The 16,683-nt window shown below is 71.9% G+C and carries 20 protein-coding genes and 1 pseudogene; 13 read left to right on the forward strand and 8 right to left on the reverse strand.

The features are described 5' to 3' along the window. Nucleotides 1–26 precede the first annotated feature (26 nt). Nucleotides 27–899, forward strand: a complete 873-nt coding sequence (locus tag ACLQ23_RS07740) for a hypothetical protein (protein ID WP_355631903.1) — start codon at nt 27–29, stop codon at nt 897–899. A 15-nt stretch (nt 900–914) separates the two neighbouring features. Here the strand turns inward: ACLQ23_RS07740 and ACLQ23_RS07745 are convergent, their stop codons facing one another. The 3 genes from ACLQ23_RS07745 to ACLQ23_RS07755 all read right to left on the reverse strand — a co-directional run bounded on the left by ACLQ23_RS07745 (nt 915) and on the right by ACLQ23_RS07755 (nt 3,818). Beyond that, nucleotides 915–2,969: an amylo-alpha-1,6-glucosidase gene (locus ACLQ23_RS07745; RefSeq protein WP_355589717.1), complete on the reverse strand. Its 2,055-nt coding sequence runs from the start codon at nt 2,967–2,969 to the stop codon at nt 915–917. After that, on the reverse strand, nt 2,966–3,346 hold the full coding sequence (locus tag ACLQ23_RS07750) for an SCP2 sterol-binding domain-containing protein (RefSeq protein ID WP_355589715.1): 381 nt from the start codon (nt 3,344–3,346) through the stop codon (nt 2,966–2,968). Before ACLQ23_RS07750 ends, ACLQ23_RS07745 begins: the two co-directional genes overlap by 4 nt. Nucleotides 3,347–3,443: 97 nt before the next feature. Continuing rightward, a complete protein-coding gene (locus tag ACLQ23_RS07755; protein ID WP_053654273.1) occupies nt 3,444–3,818 on the reverse strand; it encodes a DsrE family protein in 375 nt (124 codons plus the stop codon). Nucleotides 3,819–3,830: 12 nt separating this feature from the next. Here ACLQ23_RS07755 and mtfM point away from each other — a divergent pair, with 12 nt between their 5' ends. Further along, the gene (gene mtfM, locus ACLQ23_RS07760) at nt 3,831–3,935 is read left to right on the forward strand and encodes a small membrane protein MtfM (protein WP_053655014.1); all 105 of its coding nucleotides are present in this window, start codon (nt 3,831–3,833) and stop codon (nt 3,933–3,935) included. 114 nt (nt 3,936–4,049) lie between these two features. Next, nucleotides 4,050–4,640 (forward strand): FABP family protein, encoded by a 591-nt coding sequence (locus ACLQ23_RS07765; protein ID WP_355631912.1) that lies wholly within the window; start codon nt 4,050–4,052, stop codon nt 4,638–4,640. A gap of 3 nt (nt 4,641–4,643) precedes the next feature. Here the strand turns inward: ACLQ23_RS07765 and ACLQ23_RS07770 are convergent, their stop codons facing one another. Beyond that, a complete protein-coding gene (locus ACLQ23_RS07770; RefSeq protein WP_425880480.1) occupies nt 4,644–5,525 on the reverse strand; it encodes an aminotransferase class IV in 882 nt (293 codons plus the stop codon). A gap of 65 nt (nt 5,526–5,590) precedes the next feature. Here ACLQ23_RS07770 and ACLQ23_RS07775 point away from each other — a divergent pair, with 65 nt between their 5' ends. The 4 genes from ACLQ23_RS07775 (at nt 5,591) to ACLQ23_RS07790 (ending at nt 9,035) form a co-directional block, all read left to right on the forward strand. Further along, nucleotides 5,591–6,022 carry a Fur family transcriptional regulator gene (locus ACLQ23_RS07775; RefSeq protein ID WP_425880481.1) on the forward strand — a complete coding sequence of 144 codons (432 nt, stop codon included), beginning with the start codon at nt 5,591–5,593 and terminating at the stop codon, nt 6,020–6,022. Further along, nucleotides 6,019–7,131: a YgfZ/GcvT domain-containing protein gene (locus ACLQ23_RS07780; RefSeq protein WP_355589707.1), complete on the forward strand. Its 1,113-nt coding sequence runs from the start codon at nt 6,019–6,021 to the stop codon at nt 7,129–7,131. The genes ACLQ23_RS07775 and ACLQ23_RS07780 overlap by 4 nt, the downstream gene beginning before the upstream one ends. A 23-nt stretch (nt 7,132–7,154) precedes the next feature. Then, nucleotides 7,155–7,982 (forward strand): 3-keto-5-aminohexanoate cleavage protein, encoded by an 828-nt coding sequence (locus tag ACLQ23_RS07785; protein ID WP_053654262.1) that lies wholly within the window; start codon nt 7,155–7,157, stop codon nt 7,980–7,982. A gap of 93 nt (nt 7,983–8,075) precedes the next feature. After that, the gene (locus tag ACLQ23_RS07790; RefSeq protein WP_425880482.1) at nt 8,076–9,035 is read left to right on the forward strand and encodes an asparaginase; all 960 of its coding nucleotides are present in this window, start codon (nt 8,076–8,078) and stop codon (nt 9,033–9,035) included. A gap of 185 nt (nt 9,036–9,220) precedes the next feature. On the opposite strand, the gene ACLQ23_RS07795 is transcribed toward ACLQ23_RS07790, so the two are convergent. Continuing rightward, complete coding sequence (locus ACLQ23_RS07795; protein WP_425735105.1) at nt 9,221–10,018, reverse strand: alpha/beta fold hydrolase; 798 nt, start codon at nt 10,016–10,018, stop codon at nt 9,221–9,223. A 114-nt stretch (nt 10,019–10,132) separates the two neighbouring features. Between ACLQ23_RS07795 and ACLQ23_RS07800 the strand changes: the two genes are divergently transcribed. The 6 genes and pseudogenes from ACLQ23_RS07800 to ACLQ23_RS07825 form a co-directional block, all read left to right on the forward strand. Then, nucleotides 10,133–10,750, forward strand: a complete 618-nt coding sequence (locus tag ACLQ23_RS07800; RefSeq protein ID WP_425735106.1) for a helix-turn-helix domain-containing protein — start codon at nt 10,133–10,135, stop codon at nt 10,748–10,750. Further along, nucleotides 10,747–11,562 (forward strand): hypothetical protein, encoded by an 816-nt coding sequence (locus ACLQ23_RS07805; RefSeq protein ID WP_355589701.1) that lies wholly within the window; start codon nt 10,747–10,749, stop codon nt 11,560–11,562. Before ACLQ23_RS07800 ends, ACLQ23_RS07805 begins: the two co-directional genes overlap by 4 nt. 71 nt (nt 11,563–11,633) lie before the next feature. Continuing rightward, nucleotides 11,634–11,948 carry a DUF2516 family protein gene (locus tag ACLQ23_RS07810; protein WP_355589699.1) on the forward strand — a complete coding sequence of 105 codons (315 nt, stop codon included), beginning with the start codon at nt 11,634–11,636 and terminating at the stop codon, nt 11,946–11,948. Beyond that, a complete protein-coding gene (locus ACLQ23_RS07815) occupies nt 11,945–12,832 on the forward strand; it encodes an alpha/beta fold hydrolase (protein WP_355631896.1) in 888 nt (295 codons plus the stop codon). Before ACLQ23_RS07810 ends, ACLQ23_RS07815 begins: the two co-directional genes overlap by 4 nt. An 11-nt stretch (nt 12,833–12,843) precedes the next feature. Then, nucleotides 12,844–13,581 carry an alanyl-tRNA editing protein gene (locus ACLQ23_RS07820; RefSeq protein WP_355631893.1) on the forward strand — a complete coding sequence of 246 codons (738 nt, stop codon included), beginning with the start codon at nt 12,844–12,846 and terminating at the stop codon, nt 13,579–13,581. Nucleotides 13,582–13,613: 32 nt separating this feature from the next. Beyond that, nucleotides 13,614–13,736 (forward strand): annotated as a pseudogene (locus ACLQ23_RS07825) (short-chain dehydrogenase); the annotation flags it as partial. Nucleotides 13,737–13,738: 2 nt separating this feature from the next. Here the strand turns inward: ACLQ23_RS07825 and ACLQ23_RS07830 are convergent. Genes ACLQ23_RS07830 through ACLQ23_RS07840 form a run of 3 tightly spaced genes read right to left on the reverse strand, consistent with a single transcriptional unit; the run spans nt 13,739 to nt 16,674 of the window. Next, on the reverse strand, nt 13,739–14,722 hold the full coding sequence (locus ACLQ23_RS07830; RefSeq protein WP_425735108.1) for a helix-turn-helix transcriptional regulator: 984 nt from the start codon (nt 14,720–14,722) through the stop codon (nt 13,739–13,741). 24 nt (nt 14,723–14,746) lie between these two features. Continuing rightward, complete coding sequence (locus tag ACLQ23_RS07835; protein ID WP_355589690.1) at nt 14,747–15,388, reverse strand: response regulator transcription factor; 642 nt, start codon at nt 15,386–15,388, stop codon at nt 14,747–14,749. Beyond that, nucleotides 15,385–16,674 (reverse strand): sensor histidine kinase, encoded by a 1,290-nt coding sequence (locus ACLQ23_RS07840; RefSeq protein WP_355589688.1) that lies wholly within the window; start codon nt 16,672–16,674, stop codon nt 15,385–15,387. Before ACLQ23_RS07840 ends, ACLQ23_RS07835 begins: the two co-directional genes overlap by 4 nt. Between the last annotated feature and the right edge of the window lie 9 nt (nt 16,675–16,683).

Here is a 16,683-nt window from a genome sequence, read left to right on the forward strand (position 1 = left end):
CGGACCGCCCGTGACACCATGACCGGGTGAGCGGTGCTGTGCAGACGGGTTGGCCGTCGTCGAACGGCCCTGTCGAGCCGGCACGGGCCGGGCATCGACGGCGTTGGCTGCTTGTCGCGTCCGTGCTGTGGGCCGTCCTGCTGGCCGGGCTCGCCTGGACGTCGGCTCGCGACGACCCGCCGACAGTGCGCGAGCAACGCACCCTCGACCAGGCTGGCCCGATCGTCGACAGTGCGGCCGGCGAGCTGGCCCGTGCCGCCGGCTCGGGGCTGCTGGAGGTCGTTCCGGCCCGGGTCCGGTCGGGCTGCCGGGTCACCCCGATCTCCGACGGTGCGGCCCTGCGACGCGAGGTCGGTGTGCTCGCGCCCGCCGGCACCGAACGGGCCGTGCTGACCGGCATCGCCGATCGACTGCCCGCCAACTGGCGGGCCTGGGTCGGTCCCGGGCTGGACGGCCCGGAGTTGCGCGCCGACGCCGGCGAGTTCGTCTCCGTCGAGGGCCGGCCGACCGGGGACGGCCGGGTCCGGTTGACTGTCGAGACCGGCTGCCGGCCGGTGGGCTCCGGCTACACCCCGACGTCCGCCGCCGCCGGCCCGGAGGTCGCCGGGTTGAGCCTGGTGCTGACGGCCGCGCTGAAAGCTCTCGGCCAGGCGAACCCTGCCGCACCGGAGGTGGTCACCGCGCCCTGTCCCGGTGGCGCGCTGGCCCGTACCGCCCGGTCCGCCGAGCCCGGCCCGGTTCCGCCGGCCGGCGGGCTCGCGCAGTTGGCCGGCGCCGCTGCACTGCTGGACAAACCCCCGGTGTACGCGTACCGCGCCGGCGGCGTCACGGTGCTGGCCGAGACCGGCCCGGACGACGGCGCCGTACGACTGGCAGCCACCGTCGGCTGCCCGGACTGACGCGACCCGCTCCGGTCAGCCGTCGGTCGTCCCGCCCTGCGGATCGCGGCTGCGGCCCAGGGCGTCCACCCGGCCCCAGCGGCCCGGAATGTCCAGCAGCTCGATGCGACCCATGCCCGGCGGCACCGCCGGATCGATGATCAGGTGCTCGCCCTGCGGCTCCAGCCCCAGCATCACCCGCAGTAACAGCAGCGGGGTGCCCGTCGACCACGCCTGCGGGCTGCACGCGGTCGGGTACTCCACCGGATACTCGGTGAGTTCACGTGTGTAGCCGGCGAACGCCTCCGGAAGCCGACCTCCGAAATAGCGGGACGCCTCCAGCATCCTGTCGCAGAGCATCCCGGCCTCCTCGCGGTAGCCGTACCGCCACAGCCCCCAGGCGATGATCGAGTTGTCGAACGGCCAGACGGTGCCCACGTGGTAGCCGATCGGGTTGTACCGGCCCTGGTCATCGGCGAGGGTCCGCACCCCCCAGCCGGAGAAGAGGTGCGGCCCCAGCAGATGCTCGACCACCTTGCCGGCCCGGGTCTCGTCGACGATGCCGCTCCACAACAGGTGCCCGATGTTCGACGTCAGCGCGTCGACCTGACGGCCGTCGGCGTCCAGCGCGAGCGCGTAGTAGCCCCGCTCGGCGATCCAGAAATCATGGTTGAACCGCTGCTTGAGCGCTGCGGCCTCCCGCTCCAACCGGTCGGCGAACTCGCTGTCATTCCAGAACGTCCGGGCCAACCGGGCGGCCCGGATCTTCGCGTCGTACGCGTAGCCCTGCAATTCGCAGGTAGCCCGGGGAAATCCGGGCAGTTGGCCGTCGGCGTACGAGATGGCGTCCCAGGAGTCCTTCCAGCACTGGTTCTGTAGGCCGGTGCTGGGGTTGCGGGTCTGGTACCAGAGGTAGCCGGTGCCCAGCAGATCGCCGTACGTGTCGATCCACTCCAGCGCCGCGCGGACCTGCGGCTCCAGCCGGCGAACCAGTGCGGAGTCGCCGGTCCAGCGCTCGTACTCGTCGATGAGGATGATGAACAGCGGCGTCGAGTCGGCCGACCCGTAGTACGGCGAGTGCGGCTGCTCTTCGAAGCCTGCGGTTTCGCCGTAGCGCAGCTCGTGCAGGATCTTGCCGGGTTCCTCGTCCCGGAAGTCGTCCACCCGGTGCCCCTGAAGGCCGGCCAGCATCAGGATGGTCGGCGGAATCAGCTCCGGTAGGAACGGCACCACCTGTAGCGAGGTGAAGATGCTGTCCCTGCCGAACAACGTCATGAACCACGGCAGCCCGGCGGCGATCAGCCGTACGCCCAGGGCGATCGACTCGTAGCGCAGGGCGGCCAGGTCGTTGAGGCTGCACCGGTACGCCCCGGCCAGCGGTTCGCAGTCACAGCCGAGCTTCGGCGCCCTGTCGATCAGTTCCTGCTGCTCGGCGCGGATGGCGTCCGCGCTGCGGCCGCCGCCGAACGGCAGGGTGGCCCTGATGTCCTCTCCCCGCGCCCCGTAGACGACTGTCGACACGCACAGCCGGGTGGTCCACTCGCCCTTGGCGTCGACACGGATCTCGAAGGTCATCCCGGAGGCGTCGACCTGCGCGGGCATGCTGGAGGTGACCACCGTCTCCCGGTGGAACGCCTCCCGCCGATAGGTGAACCGCAGCTCGTTGTCGGCCACCGAAACCGTTGTGCGGCCCTGCTTCTGCCGGGCGTGCTTGATCTCGAACAGGTCGGCGAAGTCGCTGCCGATCTCCAACCGGACCGTGAACTCGACATGCTTGCCGGAGTGGTTCAGCACGGTCAGCTCCTCCTCGAAGCTGCCGCCGATCGACCGGTTGCGGATCACCGACGCCTTGGCGTCCAGGTAGTGGGTGGGCTCGCCGGGGGCCAGGAAGAACTTCGTCCGGTACGACTCGCGGTCGTCCATCGAGAGGGTGTGCAGCCGCTCGCCGTCAAGGGTGAGCACCCAGTTGGACAGGAAGCGCGTGTCGAAGGAGAACAATCCGGTGGGGAAGTCGTACGACGGCTCGATGTCGCCCGCCCGGTCGCTGACCAGGAATGTGTTGCCGTCGAGGATGCTGACGAGGTCCTTCATGTCAGCCGCCCGGCTGCCTTTCGGGCCACCTCACGAGGGTCGCGGGTGCCGGGCGGGCTCGGGAAGAAACGGCGGAAGACCAGGAAGAGCACGACGTTGCCGCTGAACGTGCTCTCGTTGCGCAGCACGGCGGCGATCCCCTGGGCCTCGCCTGTGATCAGCTTGTCGAACAGGGCCGCACGGCAGTACCAGATGGCGTCGGCGGGTCCCCGTTCGCGGGCGCTCCGCACCGCACCCGGTCGCATCCGTACCAGCCAGTGGTCCGTCTGCTGGCCGTCCCCGAGATCGATCTGAAGGGTTCCTTCGGCAAGGCCACGCAGGATCGTGGGGCCACGAGCCGGCAGTGATTCGAAGAACCTCTCCGTCGCCTCGGTCACCTCCGAATCGTAGGCAGCCGGTCGGGTCGCCGGGCCGGTATCGGTACTCCGTCGGCCTGTCCCGTCGCGGCGCGCGGACGGTCAGCAGATCGGACGGTCAGTAGACGAGCGCCTGCGCGCCCTCTGCCATCGCCTCTTCGACGAACGCCGCGGCGCCCGCGATCCGGACACCGGGCAGGACGTCGTCCGGGCCGATTCCTCGGCGGGCCGCGCACTGGGTGCAGGCTGTCACCCGGCCGCTGGTGAGGATGACGTGCAGCAGCTCGGCCAGCGGCGCGGAGTGCGGCAACTCGAACTCCTGGGCGCGGCCGGGCAGCACGAACCAGGTCGACTCGCCGGTGAGCCAGAGCGAGACGTCCACCCCGGCCGCGACCGCCGTGGCGGCGACAGTGAACGCCTGCGCGCACCGTTCCGGGGCGTCCGCCCCGGCGGTGGCCTTGACGACGAGAGAGCGGGCCATGACGCCCAGCATAGGATGGGCTGGATGGTTACCGAGATCGGGTTCGTCAGCCTGCTGGTCGCCGGCCTGGGCGGGCTCGCCGGTGGCCTGCTGTACCTTGCCGTACGCATATCGAGAGGACGCTGGTGAGCGCGAGGAGTGAGCCGGGTTTGCGAGCCCCGCAGTCGCGAGCGAAGGTGGCAGCGTGAGCGCGAGGAGTGAGCCGGGTTTGCGAGCCCCGCAGTCGCGAGCGAAGGTGGCCTGGTGAGTGACGAGAACCCCCTGCAACCACCGTGGCTGAACGCGCCGCCGGTCGAGGAGTACCCGTACGAGGAGAGCTACGACCTTCGGGTCGGGCCCAAGCTGCACCCGGCGCTGGACGGCCTGCTGCCCTACATCGGCCTCTGGCGTGGCCGGGGCAAGGGCGGCTTCCCCACCATCGAGGATTTCGACTACGCCCAGGAAATCCGGATCAGCCACGACGGCCGGCCGTTCCTGCACTACGAATCCCGCGCCTGGCTCCTCGACGAGCAGAGCAGGCCGGTGCGTCCGGCCGGTCGTGAGGTCGGCTGGTGGCGGCCGGTGATGGTGGACGGCAGGGCCACCGACGAGCTGGAGGCGCTGATCACGACCCCCACCGGTGTGATGGAGCTGCACCTCGGCAAGCGCACCGGCACCCAGGTCGAGTTCGCGACCGACGCGGTCGTCCGGTCGCCGACCGCCAAGGAGGTCACGGGAGGGCACCGCCTCTTCGGCATCGTCGAGGGCGCGTTGCTCTACGCCCAGGAGATGGCGGCCATGGGGCACCCGCTCAGCCCGCACCTTTCCGCCCGGCTCATCAGGGTCGGCGGCTGACGCTCAGTCGACGGGAAAGCCCAGCAGGGCGTGCAGGGCCGGGGTGCGCGGGCAGTGGTCCCGACGCACCCCGTCCAGCACCCGGACTTCGGTGAGCCCGCGCACCGACGAGCTGAACCACACTCCGTCGGCGGCGTGCAGCTCCTCCGGCGTGACCATCCGTTCGGCGGCGTCCAGGCCCAGCTCGCCGGCATGGGCGAGCAGCCACGCCACTGTCGTGCCGGGCAGGATGCCTGTGGTGGCGGCCGGCACGGTGCAGAGCGTGTCGCCGGTGAGCCACACCACGTTGGCGGTGGGCCCCTCCAGGGCGTACCCGTCGGAGGAGAGCCAGAGCACGTCGTCCACGCCGGCCCGGCTCGCCCAGCGGCGGGCGGCGGTGTTCACCGCGTACGACGTGGACTTGATGCCCGCGGGCAGCCAGTCCAGGCCGGTCCGCGCGTCGGCGGGCAAACCCAGCGGCAGGAAGGCCACTGTGATCCCGGTGCGCCGGGTCGTCTGGGAGGCCGCCGCCACCTCGGTGAGCGTGGCGTAGACGGTCGGTGGGCCGCCGGCCTCCGAGCCTCTGGTGCAGACCAGCCGTAGCGCGCCCTCCACCTCTGCCGGCCAGCCCGCGCGCACCGTGTCGAGCAGGTCGACAAGCGTGTCGGTGGGGGGCAGGTCGAGGTCGACGGCGGCCGCCGCCGTGGCGAGCCGGGCCAGGTGCTCGTCGCGCAGCCACGGCTGGCCCTGGCGCAGGTGCATGGACTCGAAGAGCCCGTCGCCGCGCAGAACGCCCAGGTCGTCGCCCCTCAGGACGGGCTCGTCGGCAGGGATGAGACCCCGCCCGAGTACGGCGATGCGGGCGCTCGCGGTGGTCGCGGTCGTGCCGACGGGTGGCGTCACCATGACCGTCGAGCCTAGCGGCGGTCGGTCGCGTGCAGGAGGGGGCGCGATCGCCGAACTATGATCGGATGGTGTCCGAATCCTCGCTCGCGGAAATGCTCCGAGCCCGTGGCCTGCGGCTGACGGCCCAGCGGCAGCTCGTCCTCCAGGCGGTGCTCGATCTGGGCCATGCCACGCCGGAGCAGGTGCACACCGCGGTCCGCGAGGTCGCCGCCGGAGTCAACATCACCACCATCTATCGCACGCTGGAGCTGCTGGAACGGCTCGGCCTGGTGACGCACACCCACCTGTCGCACGGTTCGCCTACCTACCACGCGGCCGGTGAGCACCAACACGTCCACCTGGTCTGCCGGGAGTGCGGAGCGATCGACGAGATCCAACCCGAGATGCTCCGGCCGCTTGCCGACCAGTTGGCCACGCAGCGGGGTTTCCAGGTGGACATCGGGCACGTGTCACTCTTCGGCGTCTGCGTACGCTGCGAGAACGGGGACCAGACATGATCGACATCGCGGGCGCGGTGGCCGTCGAGAGCATCGACGAGGCCACCCGCGACCAGCCGGATCCGGCGCACGTCGCGGCCGGGGTGCGAGGGGTCGCTGCGCACTACGGCGACCCGCTGCGTGAGCAGCGCATCCTGGACACCGAGGTCGGGCTCGTCGACCGGTCGCATCGGGGCGTCATCGCGGTGCCCGGCGAGGAACGGGCCAGTTGGCTGCACACTGTCACCTCGCAGCACTTGACGACGCTTGTCGCGGGCGAGGGCACCGAACTGCTGGTGCTGTCCCCGCACGGCCACATCGAGCAGCACGCGCTTGTCGCCGAGGACGGCGAGACCACCTGGCTGGACACCGACCCCGGTGCCACCGAGGGCCTGCTCGGCTATCTGGAGAAGATGCGGTTCTTCAGCAAGGTCGAGCCCCGTGACGCCACCGCCGAGCGGGCGTTGCTGTCGCTGGTCGGGCCGGCGGCACCGGACGCCCTGGCCACGCTCGGGGTCAGCGGGCTGGCCGCCCCGGACCTGCTTCCCGTGCCCGGCCCGAAGTTCGCCGCCGGCGCCGTACCGCCCCGGGCCGGTGTGCGGTACGACGTCCGACCGCTGCCGGCCGGCGGTTGGGCTCGGCGTGGGCCGCTCGGGGTGGACCTGCTGGTGCCCCGCCCGGCGATGGAGCAGGTGGTGGCGGAGCTTCGCGGCGCTGGCGTACCACTTGCCGGCCTCTGGGCGTACGAGGCGATCCGGGTGGCCGCCCGGCAGCCCCGGGTCGGGGTGGACACCGACCACCGGACCATCCCGGCCGAGGTGGATCTGATCGGCCCGGCGGTCCACCTGGACAAGGGCTGCTACCGAGGTCAGGAGACGGTGGCCCGCGTCCACAACATGGGTCGGCCGCCGCGTCGCCTGGTGCTGCTGCACCTGGACGGGGTGACAACCGATCAGCCACCGACCGCCGGTACGCCGGTGACCCTCGACGGCCGGACCGTGGGTTTCGTGGGCACCGCCGTGCTGCACCACGAGTTGGGTCAGGTCGCGCTCGCCGTGTTGAAGCGGAACGTCCCGGACGACGCCGCCCTCATGATCAACGAGACCGCGGCGGCGATCGACCCGTCCTGAGCGAGCCGTCTAGGATCGCCGGCATGACGACAGGGACGTTGATCACGGTGGCCCCGACCGGCGCGGAGTCGGCCAAGGCGGAGGTGCCGGCGCTGCCGGTGACGCTCGACGAGCTGCTGCGCACCGCCAAGGAGTGCGAGGCACTCGGCGCCGCCGTGATCCACGTCCACATCCGTGACGAGGCGGCGCGGCCGACCCTCGACCCGGTTCGCCTGGCCGAGACCGTGGCGGCGTTGCGGGAGAGCACCGACCTCATCGTGCAGCTCTCGTCCGGCGGCGCGGTGACCGACCCGGAGGCGTCCCGGCTCGCCGTGCTCGACGCCCGTCCGGACATGGCCTCCTGCACCATGGGCACTGTCAACTTCGGCGACGACGTCTTCCTCAACCGCTGGGAGTTCATCGTCGACCTGCACACCCGGATGCAGGAGCGGGGGATCGTGCCGGAGTACGAGATCTTCGACCTCGGTCACCTGTCGGCGTTGCAGCGGCTGCTCGGCAAGTACGGGCTGCCGGCCGGTGGGCACGTGCACGTCGACTTCGTGATGGGTGTGCCGGGCGGCATGCCGGGCACCACCGAGACGCTCGTCGCGGCGCACCGGATGTTGCGGGACCTGCCGGAGGGCACCACGTTCTCGGCGACCGGTGTCGGTCGGAGCACCATCCCGGTCCTGCTGGCCTCGCTGTCGACAGGCGGGCACCTGCGGGTCGGTATGGAGGACACCGTGACGTACGCCAAGGGGCGCCCGGTGGAGTCCAACATGCAGCTGGTCGCCCGTGCGGTCGGCTTCGCCCAGCTCGCCCAGCGGCCGCCGCTGACCACTGTCGAAGCCCGTACCCTGCTCGGGTTGTAAGGCCGGCTCTGTCCCACGCCCCTGTCACCCGGGCGGTGGAAAGCCTGGTCACCCCGCCGCCGTGCGGTCCCGGACCGTCGGTACCGTCCAGCCGTGGCAAAGACGTACGAGGGCGGCGTGCCGCTCGCCGAGGTGGTCCGGTCCGGGTTCGTGGAGGGCGCGCACCGCGGCTCGGTGGTGGTGCTTGACGCGGCCGGTGTGCCGGTGGCCGCCGCCGGGGATGTGACAGCACCGATCTTTCCCCGCTCGGCGAGCAAGCCCATGCAGGCGATCGGGATGCTCCGCGCCGGCCTCCCGCTTACCGACCCGGCCGACCTGGCACTGGTCTCGGCCAGTCACGCGGGTGAGGCGTTCCACCTGGAGCGGGTCGCTGCTCTGCTGGACCGCGCCGGGTTGGACACGTCCGCGCTGCACTGCCCGCCCGACCTGCCGGCCGGTGCGGCGGCCCGGGAGGCGGCGCTGCGCGCCGGGGGCGGACCGACTCCGGTGCAGATGAACTGCTCGGGCAAGCACAGCGGAATGTTGCTGACCTGCCAGGCTGCCGGGTGGCCGCTGGACGGCTACTGGCGGCCGGAGCACCCGTTGCAGCAGCGACTACGGGCAGCCATCGAGGAGTTCACCGACGAGCCGGCGGCGGCGGTCGGGGTGGACGGCTGCGGTGCCCCGGTGCTCGCGGTGTCGCTTACCGGCCTGGCTGGCGCGTACCTCAGGTTGGTCGACGCCGAGCCCGGCTCGGCGCCGCGCGTGGTCGCCGACGCCATGCGTGCCCATCCGGAGACCGTCGGCGGCAGCCAGGCCGACGACACCCGGTTGATGCGCGGCGTACCGGGTCTGCTCGCCAAGGTCGGCGCGGAGGGCGTGTTCGCGGTGGGGCTACCGGGCGTCGGCGCGGTGGCCCTGAAGATCGACGACGGGGCTGAACGGGCACGGATGCCGGTGCTGGTGTCGGCGCTGCGACGGCTCGGCGTGGACGCTCCCGTGCTGACCGAGTACGCCGAGGTGCCCCTGTTCGGCGGCGGCGTCCCGGTCGGCGCGGTCCGCTCGCTCTGGTGAGCGAAGGGCGGCCCGGTCCAGGCGGGGAAACGTGTCCCTGCCTGCGCGTGCGGTGCGGTAGGCAAGCGCCAGCGTCGGGCACCGCCGGCCGCCGCCGGGGCGGAGGCCATGAATGGGCCTGATACCTCAGAGGCATCTTGATGACTCTGAGGTATCAGGCTTATTCGCGTGACAGGGGCGCCGAATCAGCTCAGGAAGTCGAGCACTGCGGCGTTCACCGGCTCGGGACGCTCCAACGGCAGCAGGTGCGCGGCGTCCGGTACGTCGGGCAGCCGTACCGCGTCGGGCGCCTCGGCGGCGATCCGGTCGGCGAGCCGGCGGATGTCCGGCACGTCGGCCGCGCCGGCGGTGACCAGGACTGGCACCCGCAGTTCGCCGAGACGGTCGATCGCCGGCGGTGTCAGCTCGCCCACCTCGACTGCGCCGAGGGCCAGTTCGGCGGCGAGCGCGCGCTGATCCATCTCCTGCGCGAACGCGATCAGGTCGCTGTCGACGTCGGACGGCTGGCGGGCCGGGCCTACCACCCAGAACCGCACCTCGCCGGCCGCCCCGGCGGTGAAGTCGTCGGGGTCGACCTCGCCGACGAGGTCGTCCCACAGGTCGTTGGCCTCCTCGGACCACTCGTTGCCGGACACCGCCGTGCCGAGCAGCGCGAGTGCGGTGACCCGGTGCGGGTGTGCGAGCGCGGTGTCGATGGCGACCGAACCGCCGAAGGAGCAGCCGACCAGGGCGGCCCGGGGGATGTCGAGCGCGTCCAGCAGGCCGGCCACGTCGTCGTGGTGCGCGAACGGCGTCGCCGGCAGTTCCGAGTCCCCGTACCCGCGTAGGTCGGGGGCGATCACCCGGTGCCGGGCGGCGAGCGCGGGCAGCACGCCGCGCCACATACGGCGGTCGGCGATGCCGGCGTGCAGCAGTACGACGGGGGTGCCGGTGCCGGCCTCGTCGTACGCGAGGGCTGCACCGTTGACTGTGATCTTGTGCACGGGAACGGACCGTACGGAACGGGCGAGCGGCGCGCAAATGGGATGTTGAGACGTTGCTAACTCTGGCTAGCGTTTTGCTTGCAGTAGTTAGCAGCGCGGATTAGCGTCTGGTTCATGGCCACACCCAAGGATCTCCCCGACGTTGGCGGGTTCATTCGTGATCTCCGGCGTAACGCCAAGATCTCGCTGCGGCAGCTCGCCGATCAGGCGGGGGTCAGCAATCCGTACCTCAGCCAGATCGAGCGTGGCCTGCGCAAGCCCAGCGCCGAGGTGCTCCAGCAACTGGCGAACGCGCTGCGTGTCTCCACCCCTGCCATGTACCTGCGGGCCGGGCTGCTCGACGACAAGGAGGGGCACGGCGTGCTCGCCTCCATCGCTGTGGACCCCGACCTGACGATGGCGCAGAAGCAGTCGCTGACCCAGATCTACGAGACGTTCCGACGGGAGAACACGCGGCTGGCCGAGGCCCAGGCCGCCGCCGAGGGCACCCGCACGGACACCTCGGACACCACTGGCGACGCAACCGGGCCGACCGTCCCGACCGACGTCGCCGATCAGCCGGCGGACGTGGCCAACCTGGCCGCGACCGGCCCCACCACTGCCGGCGGCACCCCGACCGAGGCCGTCCTCGAGTCGGTAGCCGTCACCGAGGCGGGCACCGCTCCCGCTCCGACAAGCACGAACACCCCTGAGAAGAAGGCCGCCCCGACGGCCGAGGAGGAGACGTCATGACCGAGCCGAAGACCAACCGCATCCCCGCCCCGATCTACGCCGCCGCCGGCGTTGGCGAGCTGGCCTTCGAGCAGCTGCGCAAGCTGCCGTCGGTGGTCGGTGTCCTCGGCACCCGGGTCGTCGCCGACCTGGGTGGTCGGGCCGTCCTGACCGGCTTCGAGCTGCGCCAGAAGGCCACCGAGACGCTGCGTACCGCCAACGAGACCGCGGAGACCCTGCGGGGCCGCGCGCAGGCCGAGCTGGACCTGGCGAAGCTGCGCGAGTCCGCCGACCTGGCCAAGCTGCGCGAGGTCGCCGACCTGGACAAGCTCCGCGAGGTGGCTGACCTCGACAAGCTGCGCGCCGCCGCGACCCGCAACGCCGCAGTTGTCGTTGCCAGCGCCCACGCCGCCCAGGAGCGGGCGTTCGCCGCGTACGGCGCGCTCGTCGCCCGCGGTGAGCGGGTCGTCGGCACCGGTGTGCTGGAGGCCGCCGAGACGGTGAACGCCGACATCGAGGCCACCGAGGGCCTGCCGGCCGCGACCGCCACGTCGACTGCCGCCACCACGGCCGTGACCGCAGGCACCCCGACTGCCGCGGCTGCACCGGCCGAGGTGCCGACCCCGGCCGAGGTGGCCGAGATCGTCGAGGCCAAGCCGGCCGCCGTCAAGAAGGCCACCCGCGCGAAGGCGGCCAAGCCGGCCGCTGCCTCGTCGGCCAAGACGGCCGCTACTCCGTCGGCCAAGGCTGCCAAGCCGGCTGCCAAGTCGGCCGCGACCCCGTCGGCGAAGCTGCCCCGGGCCACCAAGCGGACCCGCCCGGCCGCCGAATAGTTCGCGGCGTCGACGGTCCCGGCGGCGTCCTTGTCGGACGTAGCCGGGGCCGTCGACATAAGCTTGCCGGCATGGCCAACGCTGCGCCGATCTTCGCGTTCGAAGTCCGCTACGTGATCGAGCTGATCCTGCTCGTCTTCGCGCTGATCATCCAGGGCGTCGCGCTGGTGCACGCCGTCACGCAGCGCTCCGACGGTTTCTCCGCCATCGGGACGCTGCCCAAGGGTGGCTGGATCGCCATCCTGGCGGTCTGCCTCGTGCTGACCCTGCTCGGCTTCGGTCCGATCAGCCTCTTCGGACTGATCGGTATCGCCGCCGCACTCATCTACCTGCTCGACGTCCGGGTCGGCCTACGCGACCTCAGTGACGGCAAAGGGTTCTGGTGAGAGGTTTCCGCTGGCCGCCGCCGCCCGACGGGGGCCCCCGCACCTGGGGGCCCGGTCCGGGCGGGCCGCGTACCGGTCGGCCGGCGCTGCCGGAGCCGGAGACCGAACTGGTCGCCACCCCGCACGGCGTCCGGCTGGAGCGGCTGGTCACCGGCACAGGTGACCCGGTCACCGTGTTCGCGCACGGGCTGGGCAACGGGATCGCCACCACCCGACCGTTCGGCAGCGGGGTGACCGGCCGCAAGGTGTTCTTCCAGTTCCGTGGGCACGGCCGCTCCGAAGCGCCGGACGGCCCGTGGACCTACCTGGACCTTGCCCGGGACCTGCGCGCCGTCGCCGACCTCGGCGGTGCCAGCCGGGCGTTCGGGGCGAGTCTCGGCGCCGGCGCGCTCTGCCGGTTGCTCGCCGAGAGCCCGGAACGCTTCGAGAAGCTCGTCTTCTTCCTGCCCGCGGTGCTCGACGAGCCGCGTGGCCCGGTCGCCCGGGAGCGCCTCACCGCTCTGCTCGAGGCCGTGGAGAGCGGAGACGCCTCGGCGGTCGCCGACGTCGTCTCGCTGGAGCTTCCGCCGGCGGTCCGCAACACCCCGGCCGGCTGGGCCTACCTGCGGCAACGGCTCGACCAGTTGCTCCGCGACGGCCTTGCCGACGGTCTGGCAACGCTTGCGGAGCAGACGCCGCTGCGCGACGCCTCGGCTCTGGCGGCCGTCGACGCACCGGCGCTGGTGATCGCCTGCGCGGGCGACGACCTGCACCCGGTCGAGGTCGCCGAGCAGCTCGCCGCCGCGCTGCCCCGGGCCACCCTGCACGTGTACGACCGCCCGGGCGTGCTCTGGTCGGAACGCGCCGACCTACGGGAGCGCGTGTCCGGTTTCCTCAACGAGTAACGTCCCTGGTCATGGGCGTCACACAACACGGCCGGACGCACCGGCTGGACCTCGCCGACCCGACCCTGCGCGAGTGGACCTGCACGGTCCTGCACTCCGACCCGGAGCAGGGCATCGTGCTGGACCGTTCGGCGTTCTACCCGGGGGGAGGCGGTCAACCACCGGACCACGGAGTGCTGCTCTGGCAGGGCGTACAGACCCGGATCGTCGGCACCCGCAAGGGTGACGACCCCTATCTGATCCCCGCCGAGGGTGACCCGCTGCCACCGGTCGGCACCGAGGTAGTCGGCGCGCTGGAGGATGAGCGCCGCACGCGACTGATGCGTACCCACTCCGGGCTGCACGTGCTCTGCGGCGTGGTGTTCCGCGACTTCGGCGCCCTCGTGACAGGCAACTCCATGGACGTCGGCGAGGCCCGGATGGATTTCAACCTCCCCGAGGTGCCGTCCGACTTCAAGAGCCGGATCGAGGAACTGGTCAACGCCGAGGTGGTCGCCGACCGCTCGGTGGCCGTCCGGGTGCTGCCCCGCGACGAGGCACTGGCCCTGCCGGACATCATCCGCACCCAGTCCAACCTCATCCCGCCGGATGAGCAGGAGGTGCGGATCGTGGACATCGTCGGCCTTGACGTGCAGGCCGACGGCGGCACGCACGTCGCGTCCACAGCTCAGATCGGCAAGGTGCAGGTGGTGAAGGTGGAGAGCAAGGGCCGGGCCAACCGCCGTGTACGCGTCCGACTGGTGGACTGAGCAGCACGATCGGTAATTCGGACGGCGGGCGGCTCAGCCAGGCGCACGAGTTGAAGCCGCACGGCTGCACGGCCGTGGCGATGGCCCCGGGGTGGATCCGTTCCGAGGCGATGCTGGAGCACGTCGGCGTGACCGAGGACAACTGGCGCGACGGCGGTCAGGGGCGCGCCGGGCCGGCGTACCGTGCGGCGGCCCGGCGCGCCGCGTCGGCCATCCGCTCGCGCAGCTCCGGCGGGTCGAGCGCCTCGACCTCCGGCCCCAGCGCGAGCAACTGTGCGTAGGCGACATCGGCCGACTCGACGGGCAACCGGGTCACCACCCAGCCCTGCTCGTCGCTGTCGCTGGCGGCGGCGAGCACGTCCTCGTACACCATTGGGGCATCGACCAGGTGCCGGAGCTGGCGCAGGCCGGCGGGGCTGATCCGGACGGTGACCTCGGCCCGCAGGATGGTCCGCAGGAACGACCCGGCCTGCTCCCGCCAGTGCCCGGCCAGGTCGAAGCCCTCGTCCCGGTCGAACGTCTCCTCGCTGACGTCGACGCCTGTCACCCGGTCCACCCGGTAGGTGCGGTGCCCGTCGTCGACCCGACCGACCAGATACCAGATCCCACTCTTGAGCACGAGCCCGTACGGTTCGATTTGGCGGGTGACCTCCTGCTCGCCGCGCCGGTACCGCAGGTCCACCACCCGGTCCCGCCAGGTCGCGCGGGCCAGCTCGGTCAGCCCTGGCGGCGGCGACGTCTCCCGGAACCAGCCCGGCGCGTCAAGATGGAAGCGTTGCCCGGCGCGGGCCGGGGCGTCCCGGAGAGCGGGCGGCAGCGCGGCGAGCACCTTCAGCTCGGCGGCGGCGACCGCGTCGGCCAGCCCCAGCTCGCCGGCCGGTCCGGGCAGCCCGGCGAGAAAGAGCGCCTCCGCCTCGTCCCGGCTCAGCCCGGTCAGCCGGGTCCGGTAGCCGCCGAGCAGGCGGTAGCCGCCGGCCCGGCCCCGATCGGCGTACACCGGCACCCCGGCCGCGGAGAGCGCCAGCACGTCCCGGTAGACGGTCCGCTCGGACACCTCCAACTCCTGCGCCAGCTCGCCCGCTGTCATCGACCCACGCGCCTGCAACAGCAACAGCAGGGAGATCAGCCGGGATGCGCGCACCTGCCCATCCTGCCTCGGGGCCGCTCACCGTCCGCCGGGGGTGAGCAGCCCTCTGTCGTACGCGACGGCGACAGCGGCCGCCCGGTCGTTGACGCCGAGTTTGGCGTAGACGTGCAGCAGGTGGGTCTTCACAGTTGCCTCGCTGATGAACAGGCGGGCTGCTGCCTCCCGGTTGGAGGTGCCCTTCGCCACCATTGCCAGCACCTCAAGCTCGCGGTGGCTCAGTGGCTCCTCGGCGGGTGCCCGCAGCCGGCCCATCAACCGGCCTGCCACGGAGGGGGAGAGCACCGCCTCACCTCGGGCGGCGGCCCGCACAGCCCGGACCAGCTCCTCGCGGGGCGCGTCCTTGAGCAGGTAGCCGGTGGCACCCGCCTCGATCGCCGGTAGCACGTCGGCATCCGTGTCGTACGTCGTGAGCACCAGCACCTTCGCGGGGCTGCCCGAGCCGACCAGCCGGCCGATAGCTGTCACGCCGTCCATTCCGGGCATCCGCAGGTCCATGAGCACCACGTCGGGTCGACGGTTCGCGGCCAGCGCGAGGGCTTCGGCACCGTCGCGGGCCTCGCCGACCACCTCGAAGTCGGGGTCGCCGGTGAACATGCCGCGCAGCCCGTCCCGGACCACCGGATGGTCGTCGACGATCAGCAGCCGGATCGGCAGGCTCACCCGGCGCTCCCGGCCAGCGCGGGCACCGACGCCGACACGGCGGTGCCGCTGCCCGGTTCGCTCTCCACTGCCAACTCCCCGCCGACCTGGGTGACCCGCTGTCGCATCACTGTCAGACCGTAACCGCCGGCTGGCTGCCGGGCTGCGAGCGGCTCGACGACCGTGAAGCCCACCCCGTCGTCCCGGATGTCGAGCGTCACGAGGTCCCCCATGTACGACAGGGTGAGCCCGACGCGGGACGCGCTGGCGTGCCGGGCCACGTTGGCCAGGGACTCCTGGGCGGTCCGCAGCAGTGTCACCTCCACCTCGGGGTGCAGCGGGTGGGCCTGGCCGGTGACGCTGACCTCGGCGCGTACGCCGTGCAGGGCCGACCAGCGCTCGCCCAGCTCGACGAGGGCGTCCGGCAGCCGGGCACTCTCCAGCGACTCCGGACGGACCGCCCGTACCGAACGGCGGGCCTCGGTGAGGCTCTCCCGGGCCAGCGCGAGCGCGTTGTCCACGTGCCGGCGCCAGTCTGCGGACCGGTCGCGGGTCTGCTCGGCCGCCTCCAGTTGGGTGATGATGCCGGTCAGCCCCTGGGCCAGGGTGTCGTGGATTTCCCGTGCCATCCGTTGACGCTCGTCGAGCACGCCGGCCTCCCGGGCCTGGGTGAGCAGTTGGGCGTGCAGCCCGGCGTTCTCCCGGACGGTCTCGGTGAGTTGGCGGTTGGCCTCGCCGAGTTGGCGGTTGGCCTCGCCGAGTTCCAACACCAGCCGCTGGCGTTTGGCGTCCTCCTGTTCGCCGACCATCGCGAACCAGCTCACCGAGCCGGCCACTCCCAGGTTGAAGAGCACGAGCACCAGCCAGAGCGGCCAGTGCGACAGCGCTATCGCCAGACCACCGCCCTGGGAGGTGGCGACGAGGGCGGCAGTGGTGGTCACCCCGGCTATCCGCCAGCGCTTGGGCAGCACCGGAAAGGCGTGGATGTATCCGATCCAGGCGAAGAAGCCGTACCACGGACTGGCCGCCACAAGCACGGCGGCGAGCGCGAGCAGCCCGGCGTAGTAGACCGCCATCAGCTTGAGCCGGCTCTGCCAGCCGGGGTGCAGGGTGACGAACCAGGCGATCCAGCACCCCGCCGCCGCGGCCACGGCGATGGTGAACGCCGTTCCGAGGCCCTTGGGTGCCGGGGCGAGGAGGGCCAGCAGGGTGCCCAGAACCAGCCCTCCATAGGGGAGGACGCGGAAGACACGTGCCTCGCGCTCTCGCCAATTGGTCAGACGGCCCGGCCCATCGCTGCTGGTCATCGAATCCCC

Origin of the sequence: Micromonospora sp. DT41 (assembly GCF_049841715.1) — a bacterium.
Classification (GTDB): Bacteria; Actinomycetota; Actinomycetes; order Mycobacteriales; family Micromonosporaceae; genus Micromonospora; species Micromonospora profundi.